This is a genomic window from Rhodococcus sp. MurmanLake-1 (genome assembly GCF_056945715.1).
In genome coordinates this window covers 376,792-395,354 of sequence record NZ_JBWZNF010000002.1, presented here as the reverse complement: position 1 = coordinate 395,354, position 18,563 = coordinate 376,792, and the positions used below count along the sequence as shown (strand labels likewise).

17 protein-coding genes and 1 pseudogene are annotated in these 18,563 nt (G+C 61.2%); 8 read left to right on the top strand and 10 right to left on the bottom strand.

What is annotated here, in order from left to right:
- Positions 1-141: 141 nt before the first annotated feature.
- Both AC2ETI_RS08250 and sthA read right to left on the bottom strand, forming a co-directional pair.
- Positions 142-1,044, bottom strand: a complete 903-nt coding sequence (locus AC2ETI_RS08250) for a hypothetical protein (protein WP_019745033.1) — start codon at positions 1,042-1,044, stop codon at positions 142-144.
- A gap of 151 nt (positions 1,045-1,195) precedes the next feature.
- On the bottom strand, positions 1,196-2,608 hold the full coding sequence (gene sthA, locus AC2ETI_RS08245) for a Si-specific NAD(P)(+) transhydrogenase (protein ID WP_007733953.1): 1,413 nt from the start codon (positions 2,606-2,608) through the stop codon (positions 1,196-1,198).
- A 471-nt stretch (positions 2,609-3,079) separates the two neighbouring features.
- Between sthA and AC2ETI_RS08240 the strand changes: the two genes are divergently transcribed.
- The 6 genes from AC2ETI_RS08240 (at position 3,080) to AC2ETI_RS08215 (ending at position 9,386) form a co-directional block, all read left to right on the top strand.
- The gene (locus AC2ETI_RS08240) at positions 3,080-4,630 is read left to right on the top strand and encodes a condensation domain-containing protein (RefSeq protein ID WP_483633772.1); all 1,551 of its coding nucleotides are present in this window, start codon (positions 3,080-3,082) and stop codon (positions 4,628-4,630) included.
- On the top strand, positions 4,563-6,035 hold the full coding sequence (locus AC2ETI_RS08235; RefSeq protein ID WP_483633771.1) for a condensation domain-containing protein: 1,473 nt from the start codon (positions 4,563-4,565) through the stop codon (positions 6,033-6,035). Before AC2ETI_RS08240 ends, AC2ETI_RS08235 begins: the two co-directional genes overlap by 68 nt.
- Positions 6,035-7,417: a condensation domain-containing protein gene (locus AC2ETI_RS08230; protein WP_070385606.1), complete on the top strand. Its 1,383-nt coding sequence runs from the start codon at positions 6,035-6,037 to the stop codon at positions 7,415-7,417. Before AC2ETI_RS08235 ends, AC2ETI_RS08230 begins: the two co-directional genes overlap by 1 nt.
- Before the next feature lie 78 nt (positions 7,418-7,495).
- A complete protein-coding gene (locus AC2ETI_RS08225) occupies positions 7,496-7,957 on the top strand; it encodes a MarR family winged helix-turn-helix transcriptional regulator (protein WP_003940568.1) in 462 nt (153 codons plus the stop codon).
- On the top strand, positions 7,954-8,382 hold the full coding sequence (locus AC2ETI_RS08220; protein WP_483633770.1) for an organic hydroperoxide resistance protein: 429 nt from the start codon (positions 7,954-7,956) through the stop codon (positions 8,380-8,382). The genes AC2ETI_RS08225 and AC2ETI_RS08220 overlap by 4 nt, the downstream gene beginning before the upstream one ends.
- Positions 8,379-9,386, top strand: a complete 1,008-nt coding sequence (locus AC2ETI_RS08215; protein ID WP_195790530.1) for an NADP-dependent oxidoreductase — start codon at positions 8,379-8,381, stop codon at positions 9,384-9,386. The genes AC2ETI_RS08220 and AC2ETI_RS08215 overlap by 4 nt, the downstream gene beginning before the upstream one ends.
- A 78-nt stretch (positions 9,387-9,464) precedes the next feature.
- On the opposite strand, the gene AC2ETI_RS08210 is transcribed toward AC2ETI_RS08215, so the two are convergent.
- The 4 genes from AC2ETI_RS08210 to AC2ETI_RS08195 form a co-directional block, all read right to left on the bottom strand.
- Complete coding sequence (locus AC2ETI_RS08210; protein WP_020970568.1) at positions 9,465-10,340, bottom strand: oxidoreductase; 876 nt, start codon at positions 10,338-10,340, stop codon at positions 9,465-9,467.
- 51 nt (positions 10,341-10,391) lie between these two features.
- Positions 10,392-11,348, bottom strand: a complete 957-nt coding sequence (gene yidC / locus AC2ETI_RS08205) for a membrane protein insertase YidC (protein WP_020908879.1) — start codon at positions 11,346-11,348, stop codon at positions 10,392-10,394.
- A gap of 113 nt (positions 11,349-11,461) precedes the next feature.
- Complete coding sequence (locus AC2ETI_RS08200) at positions 11,462-11,767, bottom strand: DUF6412 domain-containing protein (RefSeq protein WP_029256089.1); 306 nt, start codon at positions 11,765-11,767, stop codon at positions 11,462-11,464.
- Positions 11,768-11,801: 34 nt separating this feature from the next.
- Positions 11,802-12,698: a LysR family transcriptional regulator gene (locus AC2ETI_RS08195; RefSeq protein ID WP_020908881.1), complete on the bottom strand. Its 897-nt coding sequence runs from the start codon at positions 12,696-12,698 to the stop codon at positions 11,802-11,804.
- Between the two features lie 203 nt (positions 12,699-12,901).
- Here AC2ETI_RS08195 and AC2ETI_RS08190 point away from each other — a divergent pair, with 203 nt between their 5' ends.
- Positions 12,902-14,368, top strand: a complete 1,467-nt coding sequence (locus AC2ETI_RS08190; RefSeq protein WP_254664900.1) for an MFS transporter — start codon at positions 12,902-12,904, stop codon at positions 14,366-14,368.
- Here AC2ETI_RS08190 and AC2ETI_RS08185 read toward each other — a convergent pair.
- The 4 genes and pseudogenes from AC2ETI_RS08185 to AC2ETI_RS08170 form a co-directional block, all read right to left on the bottom strand.
- Positions 14,307-14,714 (bottom strand): alpha/beta fold hydrolase, encoded by a 408-nt coding sequence (locus AC2ETI_RS08185; RefSeq protein WP_483633769.1) that lies wholly within the window; start codon positions 14,712-14,714, stop codon positions 14,307-14,309. The genes AC2ETI_RS08190 and AC2ETI_RS08185 overlap by 62 nt on opposite strands.
- Before the next feature lie 185 nt (positions 14,715-14,899).
- Positions 14,900-15,193, bottom strand: a pseudogene (locus tag AC2ETI_RS08180) (ATP-binding protein); the annotation flags it as partial.
- An 88-nt stretch (positions 15,194-15,281) separates the two neighbouring features.
- Positions 15,282-16,319, bottom strand: a complete 1,038-nt coding sequence (locus AC2ETI_RS08175; protein WP_483633768.1) for a helix-turn-helix transcriptional regulator — start codon at positions 16,317-16,319, stop codon at positions 15,282-15,284.
- Positions 16,286-17,614: an ATP-binding protein gene (locus AC2ETI_RS08170; protein ID WP_483633767.1), complete on the bottom strand. Its 1,329-nt coding sequence runs from the start codon at positions 17,612-17,614 to the stop codon at positions 16,286-16,288. Before AC2ETI_RS08170 ends, AC2ETI_RS08175 begins: the two co-directional genes overlap by 34 nt.
- 196 nt (positions 17,615-17,810) lie before the next feature.
- Here AC2ETI_RS08170 and AC2ETI_RS08165 point away from each other — a divergent pair, with 196 nt between their 5' ends.
- Complete coding sequence (locus AC2ETI_RS08165; protein ID WP_020908886.1) at positions 17,811-18,536, top strand: GntR family transcriptional regulator; 726 nt, start codon at positions 17,811-17,813, stop codon at positions 18,534-18,536.
- Positions 18,537-18,563: the final 27 nt, after the last annotated feature.

Below are 18,563 nucleotides of genomic sequence, written 5' to 3'. Positions count from 1 at the left end.
GCTGCTCATTACTTTCCTCCGTTCTTTGTGCCGTTGTCCGCACGAGACATGCGAGGCATCGGTCGCGCACTGGAACTATCCGCAAGAACGCGGCTTCCGTTACCGCTCGACCGATCGAACAGCACCGCATTCGCTATCGCATCAGACGGTCACTTCTTCGGCAGGTTTCCCCTCGTGGCTCGCCGCGCCGAAGACGGCTACGGCGACGGCGCCCGCGATCGCTCCGACGAATCCGACGATGGCAAGCCATTCCAGGCCCGGTCGCGACGCATCGCCGAGCACCACGACGCCGACGATTCCCGGAACGACCGTCTCGCCGACAACCAGTGCCGCTGTCGCTCCGTTGACGGATCCCAGTTGCAACGCCACCGTGTGCAGATAGAAACCACCCAGGCCCGAGACGAGGATTGCCCAGCCGGCCGGATCGCGGAGCATCGTGCCGATTTCGAACGGATCGATTCCGTAGACCACGCGTACGGCAATGGCCAGACAGCCGAACAACACACCCGAGATCAACCCGGCGACAACTGCTGCGCGTGAGCCCAACCATCGGATCAAACCGATACCGATCGACAAGATCAACGCCGAGCCCACCAGGACACCCCAGTGGACGACGTCGTTGGAACTCCCGCCGCCCGCGTGACCGGAAGACAAACCGAGCAGCAGGAGCGATCCGATCACCGCGGCGATCGCGAACCAGTCGCGACGATGCAACTGGATGCCCAGGACCACGGTCCCCAGCACTGCCGTGATGACGAGATTGGCACTGACCACTGTCTGCGACAAGAACAGTGGAATGAGCCGCGCGGAGATGGCACTACCGGCGAATCCGACCGCATCGAGCACGGTGCCCAGGATGAACGACGCCGTCAGCGCGGCGGCGAACGTCGAACGCAAGGTCGGGCCACCCGTCGCCGTCACGTGTCCGGCCTCGCCTCGCTGCTCGGCGGCAGCTGCCGACTTGCGCGCGCCGTACGCCTGCAACACCGACGCCACGCCGTATCCGACGCACGCCACGATCGCGGCAATCAGTCCGATCAGCATCGAAATTCCACACGAAGTTCATGGGCAATGGTCATAGAGATAGACCCTGCCCTATTTTCCCAGGCCTGACATCACCCTCAGGTATTCGAACAAGTGCTACCCGAGAAGTACACCGACCGACCCTGACCGGTACCTGGGGACACCCCGACCCCTAGTGGAATTGCTTGAGAGCCCTGATCTTGTTCATGACGTCGAGCGCCGCCACCTTGTACGCCTCGGACAGTGTCGGATAGTTGAAGACGGCGTCGACAAGGTATTCGACGGTCCCGCCGCACCCCATCACCGCTTGGCCGATATGCACGAGATCCGTTGCACCCGAGCCGAAGATATGAACGCCGAGCAGTTTCAGGTCATCCGTCGACACCAGGATCTTGAGCATCCCGTAGGTGTCGCCTGCGATCTGCCCGCGCGCGAGTTCACGGTATCGGGAAACCCCGACCTCGTACGGCACCGATTCCTTGGTCAGATCGACCTCGGTGGCGCCTACGTACGACACCTCGGGAATCGAGTAGATGCCGATCGGCTGCAGATCCATCAGCTTCGCGCCTGGTTCGTCGAAGGCGTGGTAGGCCGCGAGTCGACCTTGATCCATCGACGTCGCCGCCAACGCCGGGAAGCCGATGACGTCACCGACGGCGTAGATGTGTTCGACCTTGGTGCGAAAATTGTCGTCGACGTAGATACGGCCACGTTCGTCGGCTTCGAGCCCGGCGTTCTCCAGCGCGAGTGGCGCTGTGAGGCCTTGCCGTCCCGCCGAGTACATCACGGTCTCGGCGGGAATCTGCTTGCCGCTGCGCAGCGTCGTAAGTGTTCCGTTCGCTCCGACGTCGACGGCCGTCACTTCTTCACCGAATCGGAAAGTGACCGCCAGATCGCGTAAATGGAACCGAAGCGATTCGATGACCTCGGGGTCACAGAAGTCCAGCATCGACGTTCTCTTCTCGACGACGGTGACCTTGGTGCCGAGTGCCGCGAACATCGACGCGTACTCGATACCGATCACTCCCGCGCCCACCACGACCATGGTGGTCGGGATGGAGGTCAGATCGAGGATTCCGTCGGAGTCGAGCACCCGGTGACTGTCGAAGGACACCCCCGCCGGGCGGGCAGGCAACGTTCCGGTCGCGATCACAACGAATTTTGCCGTGATCGTCATCTTGTCTCCGCGCGAGGCGTCCTCGACGAGGATGGTGTGCTCGTCGACGAACGAGCCGACCCCTACCAACAATTCGACGCGGTTACGCAGGAGCTGAGATCGCACGACTTCGATTTCTTTGGTGATGACATGCTGGGTTCGCGCCAGCAGGTCGGCCGGAGTGATGTTCTCCTTGACGCGGTAACTCGCGCCGTACAGTTCGCGTTGGTTCATCCCGGTGAGGTAGAGAACCGCCTCGCGCAACGTCTTCGACGGAATGGTGCCGGTGTTGACGCACACTCCCCCGAGCATGTTGCCCTTCTCGACCATCGCTACCCGTTTACCCAGCTTGGCCGCCGCGATGGCAGCCTTCTGACCACCCGGGCCGGAGCCGATCACAACCAGGTCGTATTCCATCGGATCAGTCATCGCTTACAAATACCGTCTGCATACGACCGGCAGATGCCGAGCATGTCAATACTCGGTGAACAATCCGCGCGCCGAACGGGCACGACGGCTGTACACGAACCCTGTTGCAATTAAAAGAGATACAGTCAAACCCATACGAAAATTGCTACACACAAACATATTCCGAGATTCGCATGCGCACATTCTTCGCCGTCCGACGGAGTTCACAACGGTCTGTTGAAATTTGTTTCACGCCAGAGTGATTGATCGATCAACTGACAGGTGACCAGGGCTGTAAACCGGATGTCCAGTATTCGAATTGTCCGAAATAACGAGCAGAATGTTCCTCGTCACATCCCGCACCGAAGCAGTTGCGCGGAGCCTCGGGTCGCGTTCTACTTGCCTTGACTAATCATCTGTCACTCTCGGTTACAAACATCCGCCCCGTTCACGATCCCCACCTTTCGCCATCTCGAGAGATCAGGTTTCCCAATGGAATTCACGGAACTTGCCGACTATCCCCTACCTCCTGGGACCGTCACCGAGTGGACTCCTGCCGCAGTGAATCCGCCCGAACTGTGGCCTGTCGACCAGCGTCCCGCCAGCTACATACACGAGGCACACTTGAAACATGCCGAGCAGGCGAAACGGCAGGCGCACCATCACAACGACGGATGCACTCCGTCGTGGCTGGGTACCTCGTTTCGTATCCACGACCGACTCGACCGAAGGATCTGGGCGGCCACTCTCGATCATTGGATCGATCGCCACGAAGTGCTCCGAACACGAGTCGCCATGGAGGGCGAAGCGATAGTCCGACGCACCGCGGGTCCTGGAGACGTCCGAATTCTGGGTAACGAAGTCGGACATCTTGCGTCCTCGATGTCCGTCTTCACGCATCTGCAGCAACTGCTCGACCGGTCGACCGATCCACTTGTGTGGCCTGCGTACCAGTTCGCGACAATTGAAGGTCCCAACCATTTCACCGTGGTCTTTGCCGCTGATCATGCTCTGCTGGACGGATATTCGGTGGCGTTGACCGCGCACGAACTGCAGACGATCTACCGTTCGTCGAGCGAGGGAAGCCCTCCCTCGCCGCCGGAGACCGGAAGCTACATCGACTTCGGCACCAGGGAACGAGATCTCGTGGGACAGGCGGACTGCTCTCACCCGGCGGTGCAGACGTGGCGCGAGTTCTACGCGCAGGGCGAGGCTCCGCTCTTTCCAGCGCTGCCCGAACCGGTCGCCGGACGCCGAGGCCCTCAGCAGAGCCTGTCCGCCTGGCTTCTGAGCGCCCGGGGAGCCGAACGCCTGGCAGAAGCGAGCAAGCGCAGCAACCAAGGATTCCTGGCCGCGATACTCGCGTGCGCGGCCAAGGTGACCGGTGATCTCACCGGTGCAGACGAATTCCGCGTCGTGGTGCCGCAACACACCCGTTCGGAGCTTCGATGGGCCGCGTCGCTGGGATGGTTCATCGGTGTTGTGCCGGTGAGGATCCCGATTGCTCCCGCAGCAACCGTGAGCGATCTGGCCAAGGTTGCCGGCACGGAGATGCGACGCGTCCGCCCCGCAGCGGCCCTGCCGTACTCGAAAGTGTGCGAGCTGATCGACTCCCCGCAGCACCTGCCGTTCGTGCTCTCGTACATGGACGTTCGTCACGTTCCTGGTGCCGAGCAATGGACGAGCTGGCAGACCAGAGGCCTTCGTAGTCGCGATCATTCGGGAACCGACGTCTACATCTGGCTCACACGGACTCCCGAAGGGCTCAATCTGGCCATACGCCACCCAGGCAACGCGCGCACAAGCCGCCACATCCATCAGTTCGCGGGACTCCTACGCCGCGAAATGGAGGACTTTGCCTTCTCGACCGACACATGCTCACCTCCGACCAACACCGCTGTACCGATCAATACCGCTGTACCGATCAATACCGCTGTACCGATCAATACCGCTGCACCGATCGAGGAGAACTCTCATGGAAATGACACCCATCGATCTCTGGGCACCGAAAGCCGGGACGCTCACCGAGTTCAGGCCTACTGAGCAGTCCCTGACGGCAGCATCTCGAGCACCGCTGAGCGACCAACCTCTCTCGTTCCTCCAAGAGGGACACATTCGTACCGCCGATCACAAGCGCGCACAAGGCGTCGACTGGTCACCGTGGATCGGATTCACGTTCACTCTGCCCGGTGATCTCGATCGGGAGGCACTGCGTCGGGCTGTCCAGACATTTGTCTTGCGGCACAACACACTTCACAGTTGGTTCGAGGTGAGACCATCCGAAGATCCTGGCGGCAGCGGGGTCATCGACCGTCACGTGGTGGATGAATCGACGATCGAACTCGCGCCGCACAGCGTCGGTTCCCTGAACACGACCGATGCGGTTCGCGAGCATGTCAGCCGAAGTTTCGCAGGCGATACCAGCCCACTGCAATGGCCTTCGTTCACCAGTGGCGCCGTCGAGCACGGAACAGGCGCCGGTTTCACCATCTACTACGGCGTCGATCACTCGCACACCGACGGCCTGTCGCTGATGCTGGGCGTCGAAGAACTTCGTGCGCTGTACATCGCCGAAAGCGCCGGCATCGACGCTCAACTTCCCTCTCCCGGCAGCTACGTCGAGTACAGCGGCGAAGAACGGGCAGCGGCGAAGAACCTCGACCTAGCCGCAGAACCTGTGCAGCAATGGATTTCGATTCTCGCCGCCAACGCCGGACAACTCCCGACGTTCCCCCTCGACCTCGGCGTCGCGCAGGGCGAACAGACCCGGTCGACCCGCACACATATCGACGTTCTCGACAGCGACGAGTCAGCCGCGTTCGCAGCGCTGTGCAAGTCCAATGGCGTCGGATTCTCCACGGGGATCTTCGCAGCCCTCGCCCTCACCGAGATCGAAGTTGCTGACAGAGCGAACTACTTCGCGCTCAACGCAGTCGGTACTCGTTCCGATCCGAGATACCTGTTTTCTCAAGGCTGGTTCATCAATCTCGTCCCGGTCTCGTTCACGCTGAGTGGTGTCACCACCTTCACCGATGCACTCCCCCATGCCCACGCTGCTCGCGCAGCCGTGAAGGGACTCGCGGACGTGTCCATTCACTCGGTGATCGCCCAGGTGTCGAAGTTGACCGGATCCGACATCGGCGGAACCTCGGTCCCGCCGATGGTGTCGTACATCGACATGCGCCTGATTCCAGGTGCCGAGCACCACGACGAACTCGAAGCGCGCGCACTCGGTGGGCCAGGAACGACGGGTGATCTGTCGATGTGGATCAACCGGAAGGAAGACCGTACGTACGTGATGGTCAGTTTTCCCGATACCGAGCAAGCGCACACATCGGTGGATCGGTACCTTCGACACCTCCGCAACGTCCTGAGAACGGTCGCCGATACCGGCGACTACCGTGTCGTTCGTCAGGCGGATGCACGTCAGGAAGTGGAGACCGCCTGATGCACATCACCTTTCTCGACAGATTCGAGGCACGGCCGGGCCGCATCCTGCAGTGGACGCCGAGCGAAATCTCCACCGGATCGACGTATCCGGTTCCTCCGACCTCGAATCAGCAGCTGCATCTTGCCGGGAGCCGCGGCGATACGACTTGGCTCGCTGCCACTTTCGACGTTCCCGGCCCGATCGACACGGACGCACTCCGGACCAGCTTCGAGGAATGGACGTCCCGTCACGACGCCCTGTCGTGCTCGTTCTCCCAGGCCGAAGAAGCGGATGAATCCTCGGCGCTGTTCGTCGACGTCGCCGATGTCGCCGATCTGCGCCTCCGTGAGGAAACAGTGGCGGATGCGCGAACGCCGGAACAGGTGCGAGAACTCTTGGGCGAGCGCTTGGATCGATGGTGCAATCCTTTTGCGTTTCCCGCCTACTTTCTCGGGGCCATCACCCGCGAGGACCAGTCGACAGTGATCTGCGGATTCGACCATGCCATCTGCGACGGCTGGTCCATGAGCATCGCAATTACCGAGATCAGCACTCTGTACCGTGAATACACGCGGGCGGACCGTAATCCGATCGCGTCGGATCTCTTGCCCGAGCCCGGGAGTTTCCTCAACTACTGCTTCCGTGAATCGGCAACCGCGGATCCAGAGCCCGGCGACCACCGCATTGCAGGGTGGCGGTCTTTCCTTCGATCATGTGGGGGTGACACTCCCCATTTTCCCGTAGATCTGGGACTGCCCGCCGGGACCATGTCGCCCCAGGGCACAGACACCCGAATGCTCCTCGACGCCGACGAAGCAGAGCTGTTCGACCAGAACTGCGCCGATCATCGACACTCGTCGTTCGGTGCGATTCTTGCGTCGATCGGTTTGGCCACAACACAATTGACCGACAAGAGAGACACACGCCTTCTATTTCCTGTTCACACGCGTCGGGAACCGCGGCACAACCACACCTTCGGCTGGCTGGTGGCCAATGCACCCATCACCGTGACGAGCATGGATGATCTTCACAGCACTGCTCGGGCAGTCAATCTCGCTTTCCACGAGGCACTTTCACTGTCGTCCGTGTCGTCGAGACAAGTGTTGAGGAGCTTGGGACCCGAGGTTTCGCCCACTCGCCGAGACATCTTCTCGGTGTCCTACGCCGACTACCGGACCATGCCCGGTGGGTCTCGCCCCCGCGAATCACGGCCCGGCGACTCACAACCTGCGCCGATCAATCCGCAGCAACTCAGTCGCGTGTCGAGCGCCGACGACGTTCAGTTCTGGTTTTCGCGCACCCACGACGGACTGGCAGTGCGCACCCGATTTCCGGCAACCGCGTCCCAGGCAGTGCTTACCTTCCTCGAGTGCGTATCCGAGGTTCTGTCGACGTCGTAGCCAGACGGCTGCGCATCCGTGGATCTATTTGACACTTCTTTGTTGTGCACAACTTAACTGTGCGCTACAGTTGTTCTCGTGACCAACCCACTCGCTCTCGAACGCCAGGTCTGCTTCGCCCTCTATTCGGCGTCGCGGGCCACTACGGCCGCGTACCGGGCAATGCTCGACGACCTGGGAATCACGTATCCCCAGTACCTCGTCCTGTTGACACTCTGGGAACGAGACGGCCGGGGCGTGCGTGAGATCTGTGAGGCACTCGATCTCGATACCGGAACTCTGTCGCCGCTGCTCAAGAGGCTGGAGGGTCTGGGATTCATCGAGCGCCGACGCCTCACCACGGACGAGCGTCGCGTCGAGATTCACCTGACCGAGGCGGGTTCCACCTTGCGCAGCAAGGCCGAGGACATCCCGGCCAAGCTCGCAGGCGCCACTGGTCTGAGTAACGACGAACTCACCGAACTCCGAGACGTTCTCACTCGTCTCGGTGAGTCACTTCAAGCATCCAACGCCCACTCCGACGGAAAGAAGAAGTCATGAATATCGTCTACACCGCAGAAGCACTTGCCACCGGCGAAGGCCGCAACGGTCACGCTCGCACTTCGGACGGACGCCTCGATCTCGGCCTCGCCATTCCCAAGGAAATGGGTGGCAGCGGCGAAGGCACCAACCCCGAGCAACTCTTTGCCGCCGGATACGCAGCATGCTTCCACTCCGCTCTGCAGATGGTCGCCCGCGCCGAGAAGGCCAACGTGGCTGATTCCGCAGTCGGTGCACGGGTCGGCATCGGCCCCAACGATGCAGGAGGCTTCGGACTCGCTGTGACGCTGGAGGTTTCACTCCCCCACCTGCCCCATGATCAGGCCGTCGAGCTGACGGAGAAGGCGCACCAGGTGTGCCCGTACTCCAATGCAACTCGCGGCAACATCGAGGTCACCCTCGAAGTAAGTAAGGACGACGAATGAGCACCACCACTGTCAGCCGGGAAATCCGTCTCGCTTCACGCCCGAGCGGTTGGCCCACCTCGGAGAACTTCGCCACCGCCGAAGTAGAACTCCCCGAACTCGAAGACGGCCAGATCCTGGTCCGCAACATCGCCATCTCCGTCGACCCGTACATGCGCGGCCGAATGAACGACGTGAAGTCCTACCTTCCGCCGTTCCAGGTCGGTGCGCCGCTCGACGGTGGTGCTGTCGGCGAGGTCGTCGAATCCAAGTCGGCTGATCGCGCTGTGGGCGACGTTGTCGTCCACGGCCTCGGATGGCGTGAATACGCCATCCTCGACGGATCCGCAGTGACTCCGGCCGACACGTCCATCGCGCCGGCGACGGCCTACCTGGGTGCCCTCGGCATGACTGGCCTCACCGCGTATGCCGGCCTCACCGCGGTTGCGGAGTTCAAGGAAGGCGATACCGTATTCGTCTCCGGCGCAGCCGGTGCCGTCGGATCGCTCGTCGGTCAGATCGCCAAGTTGCTCGGAGCGAAGCGAGTAATCGGCAGCGCCGGTTCACCGGCGAAGGTTGCCCGACTTCTCGAACTCGGATTCGATGCGGCATTCGACTACCACGACGGCCCGATCACCGAACTGCTCGCCGCTGCCGCCCCTGACGGCATCGACGTGTACTTCGACAACGTCGGTGGCGAGCATCTCGAAGCCGCCATCGATGCCATGAACCAGGGTGGCCGGATTGCCCTGTGCGGAGCCATCGCTCAGTACAACACCACCGAGAAGCCCACCGCTCCCCACAACCTGGCACTGGTGATCGGCAAGCAGCTCACACTGCGCGGATTCCTTGTGGGCGGCTACCGTCACCTCGGTGGCGAATTCCGCACCCACATGGCAGGGTGGCTCGCCGACAACAAGATTCAGTGGGACGAGACCATCGTCGAAGGCCTGGAGAATGCACCGCAAGCGTTCATCGACCTGATGCGCGGCGCGAACACCGGCAAGATGGTTGTCACGCTGTAACCCGAACAACATCTGGCTCGAACGAATATGAAGGTGGCCGCGAACTTCTCGAAGTTCGCGGCCACCTTCATATCTGAATCAGATCCCGAACGAGACTCCGGTCAACTTCTCCGACAGCGTCCACAAGCCCGAGGCTGTCTTCGAATCGTGTGACTTCTTGTTCGACCCCACGACCTTCGGATAACCTCGCTGCTCGAACGGACCGTCCGGTCCGATGTAACTGCCGCCGAAGGCATCCGGCGCGGTTGCCGCCCACAGTTCGGGAAGGGCACCCATCTCCGCAGACTGCGCGAAGATCGAATTGCCGATTCCCATCAGCTTGTCCTGGATCGACTCGGTGTGACCCTGCAGGTTCGTCGACGCGTATCCCGGATGCGAAGCAAGCGCTTTGAGCGAAGATCCCGAGGCTGCAAGCCTGCGTTGAAGTTCGTACGTGAACAACAAATTGGCAAGCTTGGACTGCCCGTAGGCCAACCAGCGGTTGTACTTCCGACGCTCGAAATTGAGATCGTCCAGATCGACAGTTCCGAGCTGATGCAGGGCACTGGACATCGTCACGACACGGTCGGTGAGCTTGTCCTTCAGCAATCCGGTCAACGCGAAGTGCCCGAGATGGTTTGTGCCGATCTGCATTTCGAATCCGTCGACAGTCCGGCGAAACGGAACCGCCATCACGCCGGCGTTGTTCACCAGGACGTCGACCTTCTCCGTTGCGTCGGCAAAGGCTCGTACCGACGACAGATCCGAGAGGTCCAATTTACGGACAACCGCGTTGGGTCCGATCTCGGCGGCTACGGCGTCGGCCTTCGTGGTGTCACGACAGGCGAGGACGACGTCGGCCCCGGCTTTGCCAAGCGCCCGTGCGACTACCTCACCCAGTCCGCTGTTCGCCCCCGTGACGACAAATGTGCGGCCGGTCTGATCGACTACGTCTTCTGCGGTCCATTTGGTCATGCATTCCAGCGTACGTGCCTTACCCGCCGGTAGGGAGGGGTCGCTTTTCGGTCATCGCTTGCGTTTGGCGCGGATCGGCTTTGCACCCGGCAGCGGCGGTGCTGCAGCCACCCTGGGCGACGGGGGCGCAGTCACTCCGGGTGTGGGCGACGATTCAGCTTCCTTCTGCTCCGCCGCGATCCGGCCGTAGACCAAATGCTGTTGTCCCAGCGTCCAGCAGTTGTTACTCACGAAATACAGCAGGATCGCCACGGGCGCGAAAGCACCGAAAGCGATCACACCCACCGGAAACACCCACAATGCGAGCTTGTTCATGATCGCTGTTTGAGGGTTGACGGTTCCGGTGTCCACTTGGCGCGCGATGGACGCCCGCGACGTGAAATGTGTAGCGACGGCGGCGAAGATCATCAGCGGTACGGCAACCAGAATGATGGAGATACGGCTGACGTCGCCGAACGCTTCCAGTTGCGCTGCCGGACTCGAAATCATGGCGGACAACGGCGCGCCGAACAGTTTGGCGTCGAGAAACGACTGCACGTCCGAGGCACTGAAGAAGTAGTTGGCCGTATTCGCGTTGTCCGCCACCGACATCGGTTCGGTCGGACTCAGAAACGGGACGTGCGATGCCGCTCCAGTCCGATTGAAGGATCGCAGGACGTGATAAAGGCCGATAAACACCGGTGCCTGAACGAGCATCGGCAGACAGCCGAGCAACGGACTGTAGTTGTGTTCCTTCTGCAGCTTGGCCATCTCGACAGTGAGTTTCTGCCGGTCACCCGAATACTTCTTCTGCAACGCCTTGATCTGAGGTTGCAGCTTCTGCATCACCAGTTGCGTGCGGACCTGCTTGACGAAGGGTTTGAACAGCAAAGCCTTGAGCGTGAAGACCAGAAATACGACCGACAACGCCCATACGACGCCGTTGTCGGGTGATCCGGAGATCAGTGAAAAGACCTTGTGCCAGAACCAGAGGATTCCGGACACGGGGTAGTAGACAAAATCGAGCATGACGAATGAACCTCACCGAGAGGCACGCTCACAGGAGATGAGAGCGCGGGAATGGTCGTGGACGCAAGACGTCTGACCGACCTACGACGAGTTCACTCCCGCCGACGGCCGATCTACAGACCGATTCCCGGAGCTCGAGGCTGTGGACGGCCGGGCGCGTCCGGGCTGCTCTGCCTGCGGAAAGCGCCACGCAGGCAGCGTTCGTCATCAGAGGGGCCAGTGGCCGAAACCGCGCACAGCTGCAGAAGTTCGTACTTCGACGACGTTGCGAGGGCTGCGACCACGAAGACGGCAATCGCAGTTCCCAGCACCGCGGCGCTACCCGACGATCCAAGCGGAGGCACGGCGAGAAGAGCGATGAACGGCAGCAGAAGCAGCAACAGTGACCGTGTCACCGTTCCCGTGCTCCGCTGTTGCATGACTGCGAGAGTACAGAACATCTGCCGAATCCAGCTAGACGCTTGCCTCACGTACTTGTTCGCGCAGCCATTTGTGTGCTGGATCGTGGTCCAGCCGACCGTGCCACTGTTGGTGGATGGTGACGGCCGGTAGTTCGGTCGGCACCGCAAACCAGGCGACATCGAGGCGAGCGGCAAAGTATCGGGCAAGCCTTTCCGGCACCAGTGCAACGAGATCGCTGTCGGCCGCCATGAGCGCCGCCGCAACGGGCGAGGCAACCACCGCGATCACCCGCCGGCGCATTCCGACTGCGGACAACGCGTCGTCGATCGGTCCGTGTGTCCGGCCACGTCTGGATGTCGAGACATGTGGATGCTCACACAACTGCGCGAGTGTCGGCTGAGCCGTGCGGGCCAACGGCGACGACTTCGATACCAAGCCCACATGACCCTCTCGGTAGAGAATCTCACTGCACACATCAGAGGACGGCAACGGATCAGCGCCGATATCGAGATCGATCGAACCGTTCCGCAGCGAGTCGACGTCCTCGTTTCCCTCTCCGACACAACGGATTACAGCGTTCGGCGCTTCCGCCGCGAAACGCCTGACCAGAGCCGGGGTGAGGCTGGCCGCCGTGCCCTCGTTGATTCGGATCACGAAAGTCCGCTCGAGCTCTGCTGGTTCGAAGTTCTTGCGGTCGATCAACAGGCCTTGCGCCCCTTCCAGGAGCGATCGGACCTGAGGTGCTGCACGCAACGCAAAGGGCGTCGGTACCAACCCACGCCCGGCACGAACAAAGATCGGGTCATCCATCGCACGCCGGAGACGCCCCAAAGCCCTACTGGTTGCCGGTATCGACAAGTTCAATCGCTCGGCCGCGCCGGTGACACTGCCCTCCGCCACCAGAGCGTCGAACACTCTCAAAAGATTGAGGTCCATATCCATCGCCATAGTTGCACCATACGCAACTATCTACTGCAATCTTTGCAGTAGACGCACGTTACCGAGATCCCTACTGTCGTTTCAGTAGCCGAATTGGCTGTCGATCAACAACTCCCGCAATAGAACAAATTTCCGCAAAGAGGTGCGTCTTGTCCACAAATACTTCGATACCGACGGAGAGTCGGGCGAACTCGGACGCGCGACAAGGATTGGTGCTCGCAACGTTGTGCGCGGTCACCGTCCTCGTTATTGCGTTCGTCGCTGCCATCAACCTGGCAGTTCCGCTCCTGACGTCCGGGTCTCTGCATCCTTCCTCGACGCAGCTTCTATGGATCGTCGATTCCTACGTCACGGTCTTCGCCTGTCTGGTGATCCCCTGCGGGGCACTCGGTGATCGCTTCGGACGCAAAGGGGTGCTGACCATCGGGTTGATCCTCTTCGCAGCAGGCGCCGCCGTGTCCGCAAGTTCCCCCACAGTGGCGGTGATGCTGATCGGCCGCTGCGTCACCGGAGTCGGAGCCGCCTGTGTTCTGTCGAACAGCCTCGCAATCCTCATGCACGCGACTCCCCCACAGAAGCGTCCTCGCGCAATTGCCATTTGGGCATCGTCGACCGGATTCGGCGGCGTGGCAGGGAATGTCGGTGGTGGCGCGCTACTGCAGACCGGGTCCTGGCGCTGGTTGTTCGTCGCCGTCGTACCCATCGCGTTGGCAGGTGCTGCCGCAGTCGCCTATCTCGCTCCTCGCACCCCTCGAAATCACCGCGGTCTCGACCCTGTCGGAACCGTCTTGCTGACGGCGGCGACGTTCGGGTTGCTGGTCGGTGTCATCGAAGGACCCGAAAGTGGTTGGGGCAGTATCACGGTGATCTCAGCATTCGTCGCGTCGGCGGCGCTTTATGCGGCATGGATCATCGTCGAGCTCCGCGTCGAGCAACCCTTGCTGGATCCGCGGTTGTTCCGCCTTCCTCTGCTGCGTGCGGGATGCCTGGGAATGACCGTCGCGTTCTTCGGTCTGTTCGCACTGTTCTACGTCAACGCATCATTTCTGCAGTACGCCAAGGGATTCAGCGTTCTCACCACCGGCCTGGCGGTGATACCGCTGACCATTCCACTGCTGTTCGGTGCTCGCTTCGTGCCGCTGATCTCGGCTCGTCTGGGTTCCACCATCACCGTGGCGGCAGCGTTCGCGTTCATCGGGGTCGGCATGTTCGGGCTGTCGACCAGCACAGCCCACACTCCCTATTTCGCCTACGCGTTGTGGCTCGTCGTCATCGGCATCGGCGCGGCAGCCGCGCTCCCCGTATTGACTCACGACATCGCGGACTCGCTGCCCCTCGAACAGGCAGGCGTCGGTTCAGGACTGCAGGCGACGGCACGAGAATTCGGCAGCGCCTTGGGCGTCGCCGTCATCGGCACCATCTTGACCAGCCGTTTCATCAGCGCATTGCCCGACTCGATGCGCGACGGAGACGGCGCCGCGCCACGCACGGTCGCAGACGGACTCGAGATGGCCGACACTCCCCTCGCTCACGACGCCGTCCTGAGTGCCTTCACCACCGGCGCGGACAGCGCCGTGCGCGTCATCGCGATCATCACCCTGATCGCCGGCTGCCTGGTCACTGCGCAATCCGCGTGGTCGAACAGAACACGAACGAAGGAGACAGAACAGGTGCACTGACAGCTCGTCCGGCCTGTGATTCCGTCAACACCTGGCCGAACAACTCCGCATCGTCGATAAGCCAATTGTGATTGCCAGGAACCTCGCGAACCTCGGGATCACCCAAGGCGGCGCAGACAGCATGAAAACTCGTTCGCGGAATCACATGATCATCAGCTCCCCACAACACGACAACAGGCATCGCGCGGACTGCGATCTCTTCGAGTGCATCGATGAGATCCGCAGTCCGCGCGAGGTTGCCCGTTTGCCACACTCCATGGGCGTTGCGAAGCGCGTTGAACGCGAACTCGTCGTATCGAAACTGTGGGATTCTGCGAGCGTGTACGGACTCGGCAGCCTCGACCATCGCCGACCCACACTAGTTCCACCACGGACGTTCACGAATCGGGCGCTCCTGACCACCAGCACTCGACCACACGCCACCACCAACCGAGTTCACCAGAACCAAGCGCGAGACTCGCGTGGGGAAGTCCCGCGCCACTGCAGTTCAGGTGAGGTTTTTCTCCGGGTGAAGTATCGAACTCGATATTGCCGCGCACGCACCGGCGCGGCGACATAATCCGCGAGCAGATCCGGATCCGACAACTCCCCCAACTCCACCAACCAGGTACCGTCGCTGAACACCCGCTGCAGCGCACCCGCAAGCCGAATCGCGAGACGTGTCTTGCCCACGCCCCCGACGCCGGTCAGCGTCAACAAACGGGACGACTCGAACAATCTTCTGGCATCGGCCAACTCACGCCGCCGACCGACAAAACTCGTCAACTCCAACGGCAAGTTGCCGACAACCCGATGATCGGCTTCTGCACGCACAGCGGATGCCATCGACCGACTCGCTTTCTGCGATTTCACTCCAAAAGCAACGCTACCCCCGCGAACTGCACCCGAGAAGCGCTAACCACTGCCCGCGATCTCAGCCTCGGGAGTCGGTCTCCTGCTCGGTCGACACGAACCACGCCGCGATCTGCGCTCTGGAGGTGAAACCCAATTTGGTCAGCACATGCTCCACATGCCCCTGAGCCGTGCGAAGCGAGATCACGAGATGTTCCGCGATAGCGCGATTGGTCAGGCCCCGCGCAACGAGTTCCGCAACTTGCTGCTCACGACGAGTGAGGTGAGGTGCCTCAGTTGACGATGAACCCGGAACACTGCGACGCTCGTCGAGCGCATACGCGACAGCTTCACCCTCGGACATCACAAATCCGTTGCGAAACGACTTGTCGAAAGCACTCTTACCCATAGCCCTACGAGCAGTCTCTGCCGCAGTGTCGTGATGAGGCGACAAACCCGGCAGGCCCGCCAGCCGACCCCCGACCTTCTGCCAATACATGGCTGCCGCGCCGAGCAGAACCGCGGAATTCTTCCAATCACGTTGCGCTGCAGCAATCCACGCCAGTGGTTCGATACACCACGCCGAGTTCATCGGGGCATCGAGAATTCTCAGACTTCGCGTCAAATAATCACGTGCGTCATCTAATTCACCTCGGAGCCAGCCCACGAGCCCGAGGGTTCCCAACGCAAAAGCCTGGAACATGACTTCGTTGGCGGGCACGGTGATCGCGAGAGTCTCTTCGTTGCACTCCACCGAGCGATCGAGGGCCCCGGAAAGAAAGTACGCGATCCCCAGGGTGTCCAGGCCGATCACCACATGCAGCAGATTTTCGTCCAATCGAAACAGCGTCAACGCGGATTCCAGCTTGGCTGTAGCGGTATCGAAGTTGCCTCTGAACGTATCGACGTATCCGTCACCCCATGCCGCGAGACCGCGTGAGCGTACGTCCGCCAAGGCATTCGCCAGGTGCCAACTCTCGTCGACCAGCGCTTGTGCCCGTTCGAGTTCCCCCTGCATCGCGTGATTCACAGCGTCGATGGCCAAGACATCAACGCGGAACGGGTCGAGCTCCCGATCCTCTGTATTCAGGGCTCGATCCGTCCAATACCGTGCCTGCACAAGCAATCCACCAGAAAGCCAGAATCTGTACAACGCACCGACCATTCGCGTCGCAGATCGCGCCTCTCCGGTAGTGGAAATCGAAAACTCCAGCGCGTCGTAGACGTTGTGCTGTTCACGACCCAGCCGTGCGATCCACGCTGCTTGCCGGTCACTGATCCACCGGCTTCCGCACGAACGACCAGCGCTTCGAACCAATCCCGGTGGCGCCGTCGAAGTTCCACGTAGTCGTTCGAGATCTCGGCCTTCTCTCGTCCGTACTCCCGCAGGAGGTCGAGCAGGTGATAGCGAACGGTGCCGTCGATCTCCTCACGAATGAGGATGGACTTCTCGACCAACGCAGTGACCAGATCGAGCACTTCCGTCGAACTCGAATCCTGCCCGCACACTCCCTCGGCAGCGTCCAGCTCGAACCCGCCGGAAAATACTGTCAGCCGACCCCACAGCTGCTGCTCCGGAGGCGAGCACAAGTCGTAACTCCAATCGATCGACAAGCGCAGGGTCTGCTGACGACTGGGAACATCACGCCCACCGGAAGTCAACAGGCGGTAACGATCCGAGAGCCGATCCATGATCTGCTCCGCCGACATACCGCGCAGGCGAGCGGCCGCCAACTCGATCGGAAGTGGGAGTCCATCCAGGTCGTGACAGATATGAGCAACGGCGCGCTTGTTCTCCTCAGTGAGGGTGAAACCGGGGACGACTGAAGCCGCACGCTCGGTGAACAACGACACGGATTCGTACTGGGCAAGTCCCTCGAATTCGCGCGGCTGTTGCTGCGGCGTGGTGAGCGAGGGAACGCGCATCGTCACCTCACCGCCCATTCCCAGCGATTCTCTGCTCGTCGCCAAGATCTTGACCCCGGCACATCGCCGTAGGATCGCACCGGCAAACAGAGCGACGGCATCGACCAGATGTTCGCAGTTGTCGAGTACCAACAGCAGACTGCGATCGGAGCAGTATTCGATCACAGTGTGCAGCGGGTCCGACGAGGACACCGGCCGCACCCCCAAAATCACGGCGACATAATCCTCGAGGAGTTCTGGATCCGTCTGCTCGCCCAACTCCACCAACCACGTGCCGTCTCGGAACACCCGCTGGAGCGCGCTCGCAAGCCGGATCGCGAGCCGCGTCTTGCCGACACCTCCGATACCGGTGAGCGTCAATAAACGGGACGACTCGAACAATCTTCTGGCTTCGGCCAACTCACGCCGTCGGCCGACAAAACTCGTCAACTCCAAGGGCAAGTTGCCGACAACTCGCTGGTCGGCTTCTGATCGCACAACGGATGCCATCGACCGACTCGCTTTCTGCCAACCACTACAAATCAACGCTACCCCCGCGTTCGTCGCCCTGAGCAGCGCTCACTTGTGCTTCGTCATCGCAGTCGAAATGTCGGCCCTCACGCATGCGATTCACGACGGCCATGCCGGTGTCACGCGCCCGAAACAACGGATTTCTACCCTGGCAGCGACGAGAAGGGAGACCGACATGCCGCCGCGCCGTAGATCGGTACTACTGACGCAACTGGTAATCGACGCTCCCGGCAGTCCACAACAAACGATCCTCGACGAACTGCGCCGAGTGATTCTGTCGGGTTCGGCGCCTCCGGGTACCCCGATCCCTCTCGGCGACGTGGCTGATGTGTTCGGGGTCAGCCGAATACCAGTGCGGGAATCGCTGAAGACCCTGGTCGGAGAGTCGTTGGTCGACCACCGCCACCAATTCGGCTACACCGTTGCTCAGTTGACGCCGGCAGAACTGCGCGAGATGTACATCGTCCGCGAAACTCTCGAATCAGCTGCATTGGCCGTCGCCGTCGAGCAGGCCACCGAAGAGGATCACGAACACGCCGTCGAGGTGAATTCCCGTCTGGAGATCGCGTTGCGCTACGACGACTCTCAGTCCTATCACTGTGAGAGCCGAAACTTTCACCTCGCACTGACCCGACCGTCGCAAATGCTTCGACTTCTGCACATGTTCGAAGCTGCCTGGAACATCACCGAACCGGTACAGCCGATGGTCCATGTTGCCGGCGTCGATCGCCAGGTTCTGCACTCCGATCACACCGCGATGCTGGACGCATTCCTGCGTCGGGACGCAGCCGCTCTTCTGAGTGCTTCCGAAATCCATCATCGCCGACTCAACACCGTGATCGCGACTCTGCCGACAGACACCGGCCTACTGGCCGAGAAAGATATACCGATTGCGCAATAGCTGTGCAACACAGCGTCGATACCTTTC